Raw genomic sequence first — 14,126 nt, forward strand, 5'->3', positions numbered from 1 at the left:
TCCCAGCCACGATGACGGCACCATTGCACGGCACGAGCGCGGAGGCGGAGCCGGTCGCGACTGCCGATGTAGCGGCGAATGTGGTCAAGGCATCGGTCGAGGGCAGATCGCTGCGGCAGATCGCCTGGATGCGCCTGAAGCGGGACAAGTTGGCGCTGGCCGGTGGAGCCATTGTCGTCCTGCTGGTGTTCGTGGCCGTCTTCGCGCCACTGATCGTGAGTCTGCTCGGCCATCCGCCGAACGAGTTCCACCAGGATGAGATCGACCCGCTGTTCGGCACTCCCAAGGGCAGCTGGGGCGGTATCAGCTCCGACTTCCTCTTCGGTGTGGAGCCCTCCAACGGCCGCGATGTGTTCAGCCGGGTGGTCTACGGTGCGCGGATCTCCCTGCTGGTGGCCTTCCTCGCGGCGGTTGTCGCCGTGGTCCTTGGCACCGTTTTCGGCATCATCGCCGGATATTTCGGTGGGTGGGTGGACACGGTGATCAGCCGGGTGATGGACATGCTGCTGGCCTTCCCGCAGCTGCTCTTCATCATCTCCCTGGTGTCGGTGCTGCCGAACGACCTGCTGGGACTGACCGGCAGCGGGGTGCGCATCGCCATCCTGGTCTCGGTGATCGGCTTCTTCGGCTGGCCGTACGTCGGCCGGATCGTGCGCGGGCAGACGCTCTCGCTGCGCGAGAAGGAGTACGTCGAGGCCGCACGGAGCCTGGGCGCCGGCCGGCGCTACATCCTCTTCCGTGAACTGCTGCCCAACCTGGTGGCGCCGATCACCGTCTACACGACGTTGATGATCCCCACCAACATCCTCACCGAGGCGGCGCTCAGCTTCCTCGGGGCGGGCGTCAAGCCGCCGACCGCGTCCTGGGGGCAGATGCTGTCCAAGGCCGTGGGCACCTACGAGGACGATCCCATGTTCATGATCATCCCCGGTGCGGCGATCTTCATCACGGTGCTGGCCTTCAACCTCTTCGGCGACGGCGTCCGCGACGCCCTCGACCCGAAGGGCACCCGATGACGGTGACACACCCGGCTCCAGTCCGGGCGCACCCCGACGTATGTCCCCCTGCCTCATCTGTCAGGCGGCTATCCGATCACTCCCCGGCGCCATGCCAAGGACCGCTATCCCGGAGGTTGCAGCAACCATGAAACCCCTACGTTCGTCGAGAAGCAGGCGGGTCGTCGGCGCGGCGGCTGTCGTCTGCGCCCTCCTGGCCACCGGGGCCTGCGGTGGCGGATCCGATGAGGAAAGTGGCTCGGGAGCCGGTTTCAACGCCGCGATGAAGGGCGTTGCCAACAAGTCGTCCAAGAAGGGCGGCACCCTGAAGTTCGTCAACAAGCAGGACTTCGACTCCCTCGACCCGCAGCGCCAGTACTACGGCTTCGCCTGGGACTTCTCCCGCTTCTACGCGCGCCAACTGATTACGTACGCGCCCAAGCCGGGCAACGCGTCCAATGAGCTGGTGCCGGACCTGGCCACCTCCACGGCCAAGATCAGCAACGGTGGCAAGACATACAAGTACACCCTGCGGGACGGCATCACCTGGGAGGACGGCTCGGCCATCACCTCCAAGGACATCAAGTACGGCATCGAGCGCATCTGGGCCAAGGACGTCGTCTCCGGCGGCCCCAGCTATCTGCGCCAGGCGCTGGACCCCAAGGGTGAGTACCCCGGTCCGTACAAGGACAAGTCCAAGGACAAGCTGGGTCTGAAGGCGATCGAGACGCCGGACGACAAGACCATCGTCTTCAACCTCGCCAATCCCAACGGTGACTTCGAGCAGATGCTCGCGATGCCGACCGGCTCGCCGGTGAAGGCGTCCAAGGACACCGGGGCCAAGTACACCAACCGGCCCTTCTCCTCCGGCCCGTACAAGTTCACCTCGTACTCGCCGGGCAAGAGCGCCGCCCTGGTCCGCAACCCCAAGTGGGACCGGAAGTCCGACCCGATCCGCGCCGCGCTGCCGGACAAGGTCACGGTCACCTTCAACTCCAACCTCGAAGTGATCGACAAGGGCCTGATCAAGGGCGACTACGACGTCTTCCTGAGCGCCACCGGTATGACCCAGTCCGGGCGTACCACCGCGCTCAAGCAGCACAAGGGCAACGTCGACAACATAGAGACCAGCTTCGTCCGCTACGTCGACATGGCCACCAAGGTCAAGCCGTTCGACAACATCCACTGCCGCAAGGCGGTCATCTACGGCGCCGACTACAAGCAGCTCCAGACCACCCGTGGCGGCCCGCAGGCCGGTGGTGAGATCGCCCCCAACATGCTCCCCAAGAGCATCAAGGGCGCGGACAACTACGACCCGTACGGCATCCTCAAGCGCGGCGGCAAGCCCGACCCGGCCAAGGCCAAGGACGAGCTGAAGCAGTGCGGCAAGCCCGGTGGCTTCTCGGCCAACATCGTCGCCCGCAACGACCAGCCGAATGAGGTCGAGGCGGCCGAGGCGCTCCAGGAGTCCCTGAGCAAGGTCGGCATCAAGCTGGAGGTCGAGCCGATCGAGGGCGCGTCGTCCGCCAGCATCACCGGCTCGCCGTCGGTGATGAAGAAGCGCAACTACGGTCTGTCGATGACCGGTTGGGGTCCGGACTTCCCGACCGGCCAGGGCTTCTCGCAGCCGCTGATCGACGGCCGCTTCATCGAGCAGACGGGTAACTACAACGTCTCCGAGACGAACGACCCGGAGATCAACAAGTTCTTCGACGAGGCGCTCAAGGAGACCGACCCGGCCCAGGCCGGCGAGATCTACAAGCAGATGAACCACAAGGTCACCGACCTGGCCGTGCAGATGCCGTTCCTCTACGAGAAGAACATCACCTGGCGTAGCTCGCGTCTGACCAACGCCTACACGGCGGCGGCGTACAACGGCCGTTACGACTACGTCTCGCTCGGGGTCAAGTGACGGTCCGCCAGCGAACACCCGCCACCCCACCGTCGCCGCACCCGATAGGCCCGAAGGGCAGGTGATGGCCGCGCGTGGCGGTCCGGGAGCCCCCGCCAGGGGGCGCCCGGACCGCCGCCGGGCCGCGTACCGTGCTTGCTTATGTCATCCGGCGCTTGTTCGCCGTCGTCATGATGCTGCTGGTCGTCACCCTGACGACCTTCGCCATCTTCTTCGTGATCCCCAAGTGGGCCGGATCCGACCCGGCGCTGCTGTTCGTCGGCAAACAGGCCGACCCGGAAGCGATCGAGGGCATCAGGAAGAAGCTGGAACTCGGCGATCCGCTGCTGTTGCAGTTCTGGCACTTCGTCGAGGGCCTGTTCGTCGGCCGCGACTACGCCAACGGCTCGGACGTCACCCACTGCCCCGCCCCCTGCTTCGGCTACTCCTTCCGCACCGAGCAGGCGGTGTGGCCGCAGCTGACCGACGCCATGCCGGTCACCCTCTCGCTCGCCGCGGGGGCCTGTCTGCTGTGGGTCGTCGGCGGTGTGGCCACCGGTGTGGTCTCCGCGCTGCGCCGGGGCACCCTGTGGGACCGCTCGGCGATGACCGTCGCCCTGGCCGGTGTCTCGCTGCCGATCTACTTCACCGGTCTGCTCTCGCTCGCGATCTTCAGCTACCAGCTGAAGTGGGTGGACGTGGACTACAAGGGGCTCGGCGACAACCCCGGCATGTGGTTCGAGAGCCTGATCCTGCCCTGGATCACGCTCGCCTTCCTCTACGCCGCGATGTACGCCCGGCTCACCCGGGCCACCATGCTGGAGATCATGGGCGAGGACTACATCCGTACCGCGCGCGCCAAGGGCCTGCGGGAACGGGTGGTCATCGGGCGGCACGCCATGCGCTCCACCTGGACGCCCATCCTCACCCTGCTCGGCCTGGACCTCGGCGCGCTGCTCGGCGGCGCGGTCCTCACCGAGACCACCTACAACCTGCCCGGCCTCGGCCGGCTCGCGGTGAACGCGATCAGCGACAAGGACCTCCCGGTGATCCTCGGCGTGACCCTGATCGCCGCGCTGTGCATCGTGGTCGCCAACCTCGTCGTGGACCTGCTGTACGCCGTCATCGACCCGCGAGTGAGGCTCGGATGACCGACTTGAACAAATCCGGGACGCCGGAGACCGGCGCGGTGGCGGCCCCCGGGACCGCCGTCGGGGAGGTGGCGGCGGCCGGTTCGCCCGCCCCCACCGCCTTCCTCGAAGTACGCGATCTGCGGGTCCACTTCCCGACCGACGACGGTCTGGTCAAGTCCGTGGACGGGCTCAGCTTCCGGCTGGAGAAGGGCCGGACGCTCGGCATCGTGGGCGAGTCCGGCTCCGGCAAGTCCGTCACCTCGCTCGGCATCATGGGGCTGCACACCGCCGGGCAGTACGGCCGCCGCAAGGCGCGCATCTCCGGGGAGATCTGGCTCAACGGCCAGGAGCTGCTGGGCGCCGACCCGGACGAGGTGCGCAAACTGCGCGGCCGCGAGATGTCGATGATCTTCCAGGATCCGCTATCCGCGCTGCACCCCTACTACACGATCGGCAAACAGATCGTGGAGGCGTACCGGGTCCACCACGAGGTCACCAAGGACGTGGCCCGCAAGCGCGCGATCGAACTGCTGGACCGGGTGGGCATCCCGCAGCCGGACAAACGGGTGGACAGCTATCCGCATGAGTTCTCCGGCGGGATGCGCCAGCGCGCGATGATCGCGATGTCGCTGGTCAACAACCCCGAGCTGCTGATCGCGGACGAGCCGACCACCGCCCTGGACGTGACCGTCCAGGCACAGATCCTGGATCTGATCCGGGACCTCCAGAAGGAGTTCGGCTCGGCGGTCATCATCATCACCCATGACCTGGGCGTCGTCGCCGAACTCGCCGACGACCTGCTGGTGATGTACGGCGGCCGCTGTGTCGAGCGTGGTCCGGCCGAGAAGGTCTTCTACGAGCCCCAGCATCCGTACACCTGGGGGCTGCTGGGCTCGATGCCCCGGATCGACCGCGACCAGACCGACCGGCTGATCCCGGTCAAGGGCTCCCCGCCCAGCCTGATCAACGTGCCCTCCGGCTGTGCCTTCCACCCGCGCTGCCCGTACGCCGATGTGCCCCGGGACGGGATCACCCGCACCGAGCGGCCGGAGTTGGTGCAGGTGGCCGGGAGCGAGGAGCACTTCAGCGCCTGCCACATGGCGCAGGAGGACCGCACGCGGATCTGGACCGAAGAGATTGCGCCGAAGCTGTGACGGACGACAAGGATCCGAAGATGACCGACCCGGAGCAGGCGACCGCGACGCCCGAGCCCCTGCTCAAGGTGTCGAGGCTGGTCAAGCACTTCCCCATCAAGAAGGGGCTGCTGCAACGGCAGACCGGTGCGGTGCAGGCGGTCGACGGACTCGACTTCGACGTACGGCCGGGGGAGACCCTGGGCGTGGTGGGCGAGTCCGGCTGCGGCAAGTCCACCATGGGACGGCTGGTCACCCGGCTGCTGGAACCCACCTCCGGGAAGATCGAGTTCGAGGGCCGGGACATCACACATCTGGGCACCGCCGCGATGCGCCCGATGCGCCGTGACGTCCAGATGATCTTCCAGGACCCGTACTCCTCGCTGAACCCCCGGCACACGGTGGGCGCGATCGTCGGCGCCCCCTTCCGGCTCCAGGGCGTCACACCGGAGGGCGGCACCAAGGCGGAGGTGCAGCGGCTGCTGGAGCTGGTCGGGCTCAACCCCGAGCACTACAACCGCTATCCGCACGAGTTCTCCGGCGGTCAGCGGCAGCGCATCGGCATCGCCCGGGCGCTGGCCCTCAAGCCCAAGCTGGTGGTGGCCGACGAGCCGGTCTCCGCACTGGACGTCTCCATCCAGGCGCAGGTGGTCAACCTGCTGGACGACCTTCAGGACGAACTGGGCCTCACCTACGTGATCATCGCCCATGACCTGTCGGTGATCCGGCATGTCTCGGACCGGATCGCGGTGATGTACCTGGGGAAGATCGTCGAGCTGGCGGATCGCAAGGCGCTCTACGAGACCCCCATGCACCCGTACACCAAGGCGCTGCTCTCCGCGGTGCCGGTGCCCGACCCCAAGCGGCGGGCCAAGCGGGAGCGGATCCTGCTCAAGGGCGACGTTCCCTCGCCGATCTCCCCGCCGTCCGGCTGCCGCTTCCACACCCGCTGCTGGAAGGCGACCGAGGTGTGCAAGCGGCAGGAGCCGCCGCTGGTGGCGCTGAGGACCGGGCACCAGGTGGCCTGCCACCACCCCGAGAACGCACCCGACGCACCCGACGCGTCCGACCAGGTGCCCCGGCAGAAGGCCGCGGCCGAGACGGCACGGAAGGTGACGAAGAAGACCGACAGCTGAGACGGGGCGGGGGGTGGTGGCCTCGGGCACACCGGCCGGTCGCACCGGAAGGTAAGAATGTCGCGTGCTCATCGAATGGTTCACCCCCTCCGTCCAGCATGTGTTCGAGCTGGTCGGAATCTTCTTCTTCGCGATATCCGGCGCCCTGCTGGGTGTACGGAAGAACTTCGATGTCTTCGGCATGGCGGTGCTCGCGGAGGCCACGGCGCTGGGCGGCGGGGTGTTCCGGGACCTGGTGATCGGCGCGGTGCCGCCCATCGCCTTCACCGACCTCGGTTACTTCTTCACCCCGCTCATCGCCACCCTGATCGTCTTCTTCCTCCACCCGGAGGTCGAGCGGATCACGGGGGCGGTGGGCGTCTTCGACGCCGCCGGGCTCGGGCTGTTCTGTGTGATGGGCACCATGAAGGCGCATGACCACGGACTGGGGCTCACCTCGTCCGTCACCCTCGGTCTGGTCACGGCGGTCGGCGGCGGAGTGCTGCGCGATGTGCTGGCCCATGAGGTGCCCTCGCTGCTGCGCTGGGACCGCGATCTGTACGCCGTCCCGGCCATTGTGGGCGCGTCCATCGCGGCGCTGCTCATCCACTACGACGCGCTGACGGGGGCCACCAGCGCGCTCGCCGCCACCACGGCGTTCATCGTCCGGCTGCTGGCGATGCGGTTCGGCTGGCGGGCGCCGCGCGCCTGGAACCGGCGCAGTACGGCGGCCGAGGAAGTCTGACGCGCCGCGCCTGTATTCCATTGCGGTTATATAGCCGCCGAGGTATGTTCGAGATATGGCCATACCGTTCGACGTGCTCGCGGAGCCGAGCCGACGGCAGATTCTGGACCTCCTGCTGGAGCGGCCCCGTCTGGTCGGTGAGCTGACCGAGCGGCTGGGGCTGACCCAGCCGGGCACCTCCAAGCATCTGCGGGTGCTCCGCGAAGCCGGTCTGGTGCGGGTCCGCCGGGACGCCCAGCGCCGGTGGTACGAGCTGTGCCCCGAGCCGCTGGCCGAGATCGACGCCTGGCTGGCGCCGTACCGGCGGCTGTGGACCGACCGTCTGGACGCGCTCGAACGGCACCTCGACAGCCTGCCCGACGGCGCCGATGCCCCCGGCGCCCGCCACGCCCGCCAGGTCCCCGACGTACCAGACGCCCCAGACGCCTCCGAGGGAGAAGAGCCATGAAGGACACACTCAGCAGCCAGGACGGCGGCGGCCGCTCCGCCCTGCGGCTGGAGCGGCGGATCGCCCATCCCCCGGAGAAGGTCTGGCGGGCGCTGACCGAGCCCGCCCAGCTGGCCCACTGGTTCCCCTCCGAGGTCCGGGTGGATCTCAAGGTCGGCGGAAAGATGGGCTTTGTCTTCCCCGGCCGCGAGGGGCCGGACATGGGCGGGGCGGTCACCGAGCTGGACCCGCCCCGGGTCTTCGCCTTCACGTGGGGCGACGACCAGCTCCGCTGGGAGCTCCGCCCCGACGGCGACGGCTGTGTGCTGACCCTCACCCACACCTTCGGCGACCGGTTCGGCGCGGCCAGCTTCGCCTCCGGCTGGCACGCCTGTCTCACCGGTCTCGCGGCACTGCTGGACGGCGCCGAGACCGCCCCCGGCGACATGGCCGAGCTGCACGAGAAGTACATCGAGGCGTTCGGGCTGGCCGAGGGGGCGGTCGAGACCGTCGAGGGCGGCGGCTGGCGGCTGCGCTTCGAGCGCCAGCTCGTCCGCCCCGCCGAGACGGCGTGGCAGGCGCTGGCCGGAAAGCCCGGCCCCGCCGGGACCGGGGCCGAGGCACCCGTCGTCGGCGGTCCGGTGCCCTTCGGGTTCCGGGTGGACGCCGTCCCGGCCGGGCCGGTGGCCGAGGTCGAGGCGCCCCGGGTGCTCTCCTACGACTGGGAGCTGGACGGCCGTCCCGTCGGCCGGGTGCGCTGGGAGCTGACCCAGGGCACCGGCCATGGAGCCCGGCTGATCCTCACCCAGACCGCGCCCGCGGAGGCGGACGAGGAGCGGCGGGCCGAGGTGCTCACCGCCTGGCGCCGCCATATCGCGCTGCTCGCGGCGAAGCTGCTGCGGATGCCGGGCTGACGCCGCGGGCGGGGCGACGGGCGGTCGCCCCGCGCGGGCGTTACGGGGTGCGGCCGAGCCAGCCCGCCAGCTGGACGTAGGCGTCGGTCTCCGCCGGATCGACCGGCACCACCGGACCGAAGGGCAGCCCCTCGCGCCCCTCCGCCGGAAGCGCCTGCCGGGCGGTCCCCAGCGCGAACGCGGCCAGCTCCTGGTCGAGCGGGATCGGATGGCCGAGGGTCCGCGACAGGTCCCAGGCGTGCGTCACCGTCTCCATCACCGAGCCGCTGAGCGCGTACCGGCCGGGCATCGTGCCCCAGGGCACGGTGACCTCGGTGTCCAGCTTGGCGTCATCCGCCCAGGCCGCGGCGAGCTTGCGGCGCTCCGTGGCGTACGCCTCGGCCAGCCCGTCGCCCGGGACGTCGGGGGCGTCGTCGGCGGCGGCCGGCGCGGCGCCGTGCTCGCCCACCGTCACGAACCGCCGGGTGCCGGCGATGACATGGGACACCAGGCCCTGTACGTCGTACTCGGTACAGGGCGTCTGCCGGTCCAGGGTGTCCTTGGTCGCCAGGTCGATCAGCGCGGCCATCTGGTCGGCGGCGCGCTCGTAGAAGGGGCGCGGGTCGGGCAGGGGCGATGCGGCGTCCATGAGGACCCTTTCCGTTGGTCGGGAGGGACTGCGTCGGGATCGGGAGGGAGCTTCCCGCGTTAAGTTGACATCCGCCGTCAGGTTTTTTCTGCGCGTGTCCTTCCCGCCTCCGGCGCTTTCCCGAGCCCGCCGCCGGGGTGTTCCGCCTCAGGGGGTGCTCAGGAAGCCGAGCAGCGCCGCGGTCAGCTCGGCCGGAGCGTCCTCCTGGACCAGATGGCCCGCTCCCTCGATCAGCCGCAGCTCCGCCCCGGGGATGCGGGAGGCCAGCTCATGTGCGTGCTCGACCGGGATCCACGCGTCGTCGGTGCCCCAGCAGACCAGGACGGGGAGGTCCAGCTCGCCGTACAGGCCCTCGATCTCGTCGATGAACCGCTGGTCGTTCTGCGCGATCTGCCGGTAGAACGCGGGCTGCCCGTCCTTCCCGCACCACGGTTCGACGAGCCGCTCCCACACCGCCGGATGCAGCCCCGGCCCGCTCGCCGAGCCGACGTACTCGCGCACCAGCGCCCGGTGGAGCGCCGGAGGCAGCTCCGTGAAGACCTTGGCGTGGCCGCCGAACAACTGATAGGCGGCGGAGCCGAAGGGCGGGAGGGCGACCGGATCGACCAGGGCCAGCCGCCGGTAGCGCGCACCGTGCAGCAGATGGGCGCGCAGCGCGACACAGCCGCCGAAGTCATGGGCGACGACGGCCGGTTCCGCCCCGGGCGCGGTCAGTCCCCAGTGTTCCAGCAGCTCGCCGAAGACCCGGCCCTGGGCGGCGAGGGAGACGTCCTGGCCCTCGTGTTTGGCGGAGGCGCCGTAACCCGGCATGTCCCAGACGAACACCCGGTGGCGGTCGGCGAGCGCGCGGGCGACGGCCCGCCAGACGTACGAGGAGAAGGGTGTGCCGTGCAGCAGTACGACCGGCGGTGCGTCCGGCGCGCCGAAGGCGGTCCAGCGGACCTCGCCGGAGGAGCTGCGGAACGTCCGGTCCGGGTTCCAGATCACTGTCATGAGTAAAAGCCTAAACACTCCTTACAGGTCGTGTCGAGGGGTGCTTCGGCGGTCGGCGCACGGCATCTACGCCCACGCGCCCGGCACGCGCCCCCACCGCGGCTCGTAGAATCGAGCCCACCATGGTTTACCTCGACCACGCCGCCACCACCCCGATGCTCCCGGAGGCGGTGCAGGCGCTGACCGCCCAGCTCGCCGTCACGGGCAACGCCTCCTCGCTGCACGCCGCCGGACGGCGGGCCCGCCGTACCGTCGAGGAGTCCCGGGAATCCCTCGCCGCCTCGCTGGGTGCCCGCCCGAGCGAGGTGGTCTTCACCTCGGGCGGGACCGAGGCCGACAACCTCGCGGTCAAGGGGCTCTACTGGTCACGCCGGGACGCCGACCCGGCCCGCACCCGGCTGCTCGCCAGCCCCGTCGAGCACCACGCCGTCCTCGACGCCGTCGACTGGCTCGCCGAGCACGAGGGCGCGCGGGTCGAATGGCTGCCGGTCGACTCCCTGGGGCGGGTACACCCCGACGCGCTGCGCGAGGCCATCGCCCGCGACCCCGCGACCGTCGCCCTCGCGACCGTCATGTGGGCCAACAACGAGATCGGCACGGTCCAGCCGGTCCGGGAACTCGCCGAGGCGGCCGCCGAGTTCGGCGTACCGCTGCACGCCGACGCCGTCCAGGCGTTCGGTCAGCTGGAGGTCGACTTCGCCGCCTCGGGGCTGGCCGCGATGACCGTCAGCGGTCACAAGATCGGCGGTCCGTACGGCGTCGGCGCACTGCTGCTCGGCCGTGAGCACAGCCCCGTACCGCTGCTGCACGGCGGCGGCCAGGAGCGCCAGGTGCGCTCCGGCACCCTGGACACCCCGGCCATCGCCTCGTTCGCCGTCGCCGGTGCCCATGCGGCCGCGCACCGCGAGGAGTTCGCGCGCGAGATCGGCGCGCTGCGCGACGCGCTGATCGCCGCCGTGCGTACCGCCGTGCCCGACGCGGTCCTCGGCGGCGACCCCGACCCCGCGGGCCGCCTCCCGGCCAACGCCCACTTCTCCTTCCCCGGCTGCGAGGGCGATTCGCTGCTTCTGCTGCTGGACGCGCAGGGCATCGAATGCTCGACGGGCTCCGCCTGTACGGCCGGTGTCGCCCAGCCCAGCCATGTGGTGCTGGCCACCGGGACCGACGCCGACCTCGCCCGCGGCACCCTGCGCTTCTCCTTCGGCCACACCTCGACCAAGGCCGATGTGGACGCGGTGGCGGAAGCGATCGGCCCGGCGGTGGAGCGGGCGCGCGGTGCCGGGCTGAGTTAGGGACACGGACCCTGGTCCCACGCTGGGTTGGTCCGCTCCTGCCCCTTTCGTGGCACCGCGGAATGGGAAGTGATCTGCCGGTCATTTCAAATAGTCCCCGGAACAGGAATTTCCGCTTGATATCGCGGAGATGCGGCCGAAAGAATTGATCCGCAACGGTCCTGTGATTCCGGGGGAATGCGCAGGCCGCCTTCATGAGAACCGGCCCGAGCCGGATCGGCCTGGGCGGTTTTTCGTGTCGGCGGCGTCCGTCGGCACGATGAGCACGCGGTGAGCGCCGGTTCCTGAGCCGGGCCCGTGTGAACAGGAGCCATGGATGTCGCAGCCTCCGCTGCCGCCGCACCACCAGCCCCAGTACCCGCCGCCGCAGCCGCAAGGGCCGCAGCAACCACCCTCCCAGGCGGGGCACTTCGGCGCCGGTGGATACCCGGGCGCGGCCCCGGCCCCGGGCGGCTCCGGCGGCCCCGAGGGCTACGGCGGCTACGGGGGTCCTGGCGGTGCGGGCGGCCCGGGTGGTCCTGGCGGGCACGGTGGCGGTCCGGGTGGTCCGGGTGGCACCGGCGGCCACGGTGGTGGTCCCGGCGGGCACGGCCGCTCGGGCGGGCGCGGGCGCGGCCGTGGCCGGCGGTCCAAGCCGCCCCTGGGGCTGATCATCGGCGGAGTGCTCGCGGTGGCCCTGGTGGGCGGGGGTATCGCGCTGGCGACCGGAGGCGACGACGACGGCGGTAAGGACGGCGGGTCCTCCTCCGAAGGCGTCCAGGCGAAGACACTGGGCAAGGTCGCCATGCCGAAGGTCGGCAAGGAGGCCAACACCATGGGCACCTGGGTGACCGACAAGAACTTCGTGAAGGGCGAGGTCAACAAAATCGTCGGTTATTCCCTCGACGGCGCGAAGTCGCAGTGGGAGATACCGCTCGGTGGACAGATCTGCTGGGCGTCCCCGCATGTCACCAAGGAGGGTCTCACCGCGGTCCTGTTCCGGGACGGCAAAGGGGAGGACGCGCTCTGCACCAAGGTCGGGTTGGTCGACCTGAAGAAGGGCAAGCTGGTCTGGCAGAAGGAAGGGTCGGACAGCGAGGGCAACGCCGGGGTGCAGTTCGACGAGGTCACCATCGGCGGTGGCACCGTGGCCGCCGGCGGCACCAGCGGCGGGGGAGCCTGGTCGCTCGAGGGCAAGCCGCTGTGGACGCCGAAGTACATCGCGGACTGCGACGACGACGGCTACGCGGGCGGCGGTGACAAACTGGTCGCGTTGTACGGATGCGACACCTCGACCTCCGTCACCGAGACGAAGCAGGAGATCCAGACGCTGGATCCCACAACGCGGGCGGTGAAGTCGACCTACAAGCTGGACGAGAAGGTCGAAGAAGCGCATGTGCTCTCCACCGCACCGCTCGTCGTCGCCGTCGACACCGGCGACTCCGAGGGCGGTAGTGGCGTCACCGACATCCTGACCATCGACGACAGCGGTAAGCAGGGCAGGTTGCTCAGCAAGATCGACGTGGTGGCCGCGGGGTACAAGCCCAGCTGCACGGTGGCCGGTGTGGAGGGGTGCAAGGAGTTCGCCCTCGACAAGAAGAACAGCACCATCTACCTCTCCTCGGAGGTGGATGTGGACGACGGTGGCCCGGGCGAACGGATCACCGGCCTGGACCTGAAGACCGGCAAGAAGACCGGGAAGACCAAGATGGCCGAGAGCAGGTCGCTGATGCCCGTCCAGACCGAGGAGGACGGCTCTCTCCTGGCCTATCTGGGCAGCCAGTACAGCGAGGCCGGCGGGGTCGTACGCATCGATCCCAAGTCCTTCTCGATGGAGACGCTCCACAAGCATCCGGACGACATGAAGGAGGCCGAATCCGGCATGGACATCTACGGCGACTGCACGATGATCTACGCCGGCAAGAAGCTCTACATCGGCGACGACAAGGCGAGCAGGCCCTCCAGCAACGACACGGCGCACCGTCCGCTCGCCGTGGTCTTCGGCCCCGCCTGAGCCACCGTCCGCCGGTCCCTCACCTCGCCGTCCTCGTCCGGACCGCCCGCACCAGCCGCAGATAGCGGTCCCAGTCCCACAGGGTCCCGGGGTCGGTGTGATCGGTGCCCGGCACCTCCACATGACCCACGATGTGCTCGCGGTCCCTCGGGATCCCGTAGCGCTCGCAGATCGCGGCGGTCAGCCGGGCCGAGGAGCGGTACATCGCGTCCGTGAAGGAGCTCGCCCGGCTGACGAATCCCTCGTGCTCGATGCCGACACTGCGCTCGTTGTACGGGCGGTTGCCCGCATGGAACGCCACGTCCATCTCACGGACCGTCTGCGCGACATGGCCGTCGCGGCGCACCACATAGTGCGCCGCGGCGCGGTGCTCGGGGTCGCGGAAGACCCTGAGGGCGTCCGCGAAACTGCCCTGCACCACATGGATCACCACCCGGTCCACGGTGTAGTCGTACGGCCGGTCCGCCCGCCGCCAGTTCTCCCCCGAGGCCGCGACCCACTCCGCGCCCGGGTAGTCGACCGCCCCCGCCTCGCGCTCCTGATCCACCCCCGGCAGCCGCCACCACAGCCGCTTCAGCTGCTCCCGCGCGGCGTACCCGGCGACTCCGGCCGCGGTCAGCCCGGCGGCCGTACCGCCGAGCAGCACGGCGCGCCTGCTGAACCGGCGGCGCTCGCCGTCGGTGGGGGTGGCCGCGTCTGTGTCTTCGCTCACGGTCCGCTCGACGTCCTCATTCACGGACCGCTCAACGCCCGGAGGACGCGGCCCGGTTCCGCTCCGCGCAGATACTGGCAGGGCGCCAGTGCGGCGGACCCGCGGACGCCCTGCCCGCCACCGCGCGGCGGGCCGCCGCTCCGCGCGGAGGCCAT

At 69.9% G+C, this 14,126-nt stretch carries 13 protein-coding genes; 10 read left to right on the plus strand and 3 right to left on the minus strand.

Going from position 1 to position 14,126, the window contains the following annotated elements; genetic code table 11:
• The first annotated feature begins 11 nt into the window (after positions 1–11).
• The 8 genes from JK363_RS33130 to JK363_RS33165 all read left to right on the plus strand — a co-directional run bounded on the left by JK363_RS33130 (position 12) and on the right by JK363_RS33165 (position 8,353).
• On the plus strand, positions 12–1,016 hold the full coding sequence (locus JK363_RS33130) for an ABC transporter permease (RefSeq protein ID WP_201881001.1): 1,005 nt from the start codon (positions 12–14) through the stop codon (positions 1,014–1,016).
• Between the two features lie 127 nt (positions 1,017–1,143).
• On the plus strand, positions 1,144–2,907 hold the full coding sequence (locus tag JK363_RS33135) for an ABC transporter substrate-binding protein (RefSeq protein ID WP_201881002.1): 1,764 nt from the start codon (positions 1,144–1,146) through the stop codon (positions 2,905–2,907).
• 155 nt (positions 2,908–3,062) lie between these two features.
• Entirely contained in the window at positions 3,063–4,037 is a 975-nt protein-coding gene (locus JK363_RS33140; RefSeq protein WP_201881004.1) for an ABC transporter permease, read from the plus strand.
• Positions 4,034–5,173 carry an ABC transporter ATP-binding protein gene (locus tag JK363_RS33145; RefSeq protein ID WP_215911511.1) on the plus strand — a complete coding sequence of 380 codons (1,140 nt, stop codon included), beginning with the start codon at positions 4,034–4,036 and terminating at the stop codon, positions 5,171–5,173. Before JK363_RS33140 ends, JK363_RS33145 begins: the two co-directional genes overlap by 4 nt.
• 20 nt (positions 5,174–5,193) lie before the next feature.
• Positions 5,194–6,288: an ABC transporter ATP-binding protein gene (locus JK363_RS33150; protein WP_201881005.1), complete on the plus strand. Its 1,095-nt coding sequence runs from the start codon at positions 5,194–5,196 to the stop codon at positions 6,286–6,288.
• A 64-nt stretch (positions 6,289–6,352) separates the two neighbouring features.
• Positions 6,353–7,012 carry a trimeric intracellular cation channel family protein gene (locus JK363_RS33155; protein ID WP_201881006.1) on the plus strand — a complete coding sequence of 220 codons (660 nt, stop codon included), beginning with the start codon at positions 6,353–6,355 and terminating at the stop codon, positions 7,010–7,012.
• A gap of 55 nt (positions 7,013–7,067) precedes the next feature.
• The gene (locus JK363_RS33160) at positions 7,068–7,460 is read left to right on the plus strand and encodes an ArsR/SmtB family transcription factor (RefSeq protein WP_201881007.1); all 393 of its coding nucleotides are present in this window, start codon (positions 7,068–7,070) and stop codon (positions 7,458–7,460) included.
• Complete coding sequence (locus JK363_RS33165; RefSeq protein WP_201881008.1) at positions 7,457–8,353, plus strand: SRPBCC family protein; 897 nt, start codon at positions 7,457–7,459, stop codon at positions 8,351–8,353. The genes JK363_RS33160 and JK363_RS33165 overlap by 4 nt, the downstream gene beginning before the upstream one ends.
• Positions 8,354–8,393: 40 nt before the next feature.
• Here JK363_RS33165 and JK363_RS33170 read toward each other — a convergent pair whose 3' ends face one another.
• Together JK363_RS33170 and JK363_RS33175 are read right to left on the minus strand one after the other, a co-directional pair.
• Positions 8,394–8,981 (minus strand): TIGR03086 family metal-binding protein, encoded by a 588-nt coding sequence (locus JK363_RS33170; RefSeq protein WP_201881009.1) that lies wholly within the window; start codon positions 8,979–8,981, stop codon positions 8,394–8,396.
• Between the two features lie 147 nt (positions 8,982–9,128).
• Positions 9,129–9,974, minus strand: coding sequence for an alpha/beta fold hydrolase (locus tag JK363_RS33175; RefSeq protein ID WP_201881010.1), 846 nt, complete (start codon positions 9,972–9,974; stop codon positions 9,129–9,131).
• A 122-nt stretch (positions 9,975–10,096) separates the two neighbouring features.
• On the opposite strand from JK363_RS33175, the gene JK363_RS33180 reads away from it, so the two are divergent.
• Positions 10,097–11,266: a cysteine desulfurase family protein gene (locus JK363_RS33180; protein WP_201881012.1), complete on the plus strand. Its 1,170-nt coding sequence runs from the start codon at positions 10,097–10,099 to the stop codon at positions 11,264–11,266.
• Positions 11,267–11,582: 316 nt separating this feature from the next.
• A complete protein-coding gene (locus JK363_RS33185) occupies positions 11,583–13,259 on the plus strand; it encodes a hypothetical protein (protein WP_268981121.1) in 1,677 nt (558 codons plus the stop codon).
• Positions 13,260–13,278: 19 nt separating this feature from the next.
• Here the strand turns inward: JK363_RS33185 and JK363_RS33190 are convergent, their stop codons facing one another.
• Positions 13,279–13,971: an N-acetylmuramoyl-L-alanine amidase gene (locus JK363_RS33190; protein ID WP_307821961.1), complete on the minus strand. Its 693-nt coding sequence runs from the start codon at positions 13,969–13,971 to the stop codon at positions 13,279–13,281.
• Positions 13,972–14,126: the final 155 nt, after the last annotated feature.

Origin of the sequence: Streptomyces coffeae, from assembly GCF_016741875.1 — a bacterium.
GTDB lineage: Bacteria > Actinomycetota > Actinomycetes > Streptomycetales > Streptomycetaceae > Streptomyces > Streptomyces coffeae.

Excerpts from the sequence above, each read along its gene's own strand:
- JK363_RS33130 (WP_201881001.1), top strand. The coding sequence starts at position 12 with ATGACGGCACCATTGCACGGCACGAGCGCGGAGGCGGAGCCGGTCGCG.
- JK363_RS33135 (WP_201881002.1), top strand. The coding sequence starts at position 1,144 with ATGAAACCCCTACGTTCGTCGAGAAGCAGGCGGGTCGTCGGCGCGGCG.
- JK363_RS33145 (WP_215911511.1), top strand. The coding sequence starts at position 4,034 with ATGACCGACTTGAACAAATCCGGGACGCCGGAGACCGGCGCGGTGGCG.
- JK363_RS33150 (WP_201881005.1), top strand. The coding sequence starts at position 5,194 with ATGACCGACCCGGAGCAGGCGACCGCGACGCCCGAGCCCCTGCTCAAG.
- JK363_RS33160 (WP_201881007.1), top strand. The coding sequence starts at position 7,068 with ATGGCCATACCGTTCGACGTGCTCGCGGAGCCGAGCCGACGGCAGATT.
- JK363_RS33165 (WP_201881008.1), top strand. The coding sequence starts at position 7,457 with ATGAAGGACACACTCAGCAGCCAGGACGGCGGCGGCCGCTCCGCCCTG.
- JK363_RS33170 (WP_201881009.1), bottom strand. The coding sequence starts at position 8,981 with ATGGACGCCGCATCGCCCCTGCCCGACCCGCGCCCCTTCTACGAGCGC.
- JK363_RS33175 (WP_201881010.1), bottom strand. The coding sequence starts at position 9,974 with ATGACAGTGATCTGGAACCCGGACCGGACGTTCCGCAGCTCCTCCGGC.
- JK363_RS33180 (WP_201881012.1), top strand. The coding sequence starts at position 10,097 with ATGGTTTACCTCGACCACGCCGCCACCACCCCGATGCTCCCGGAGGCG.
- JK363_RS33185 (WP_268981121.1), top strand. The coding sequence starts at position 11,583 with ATGTCGCAGCCTCCGCTGCCGCCGCACCACCAGCCCCAGTACCCGCCG.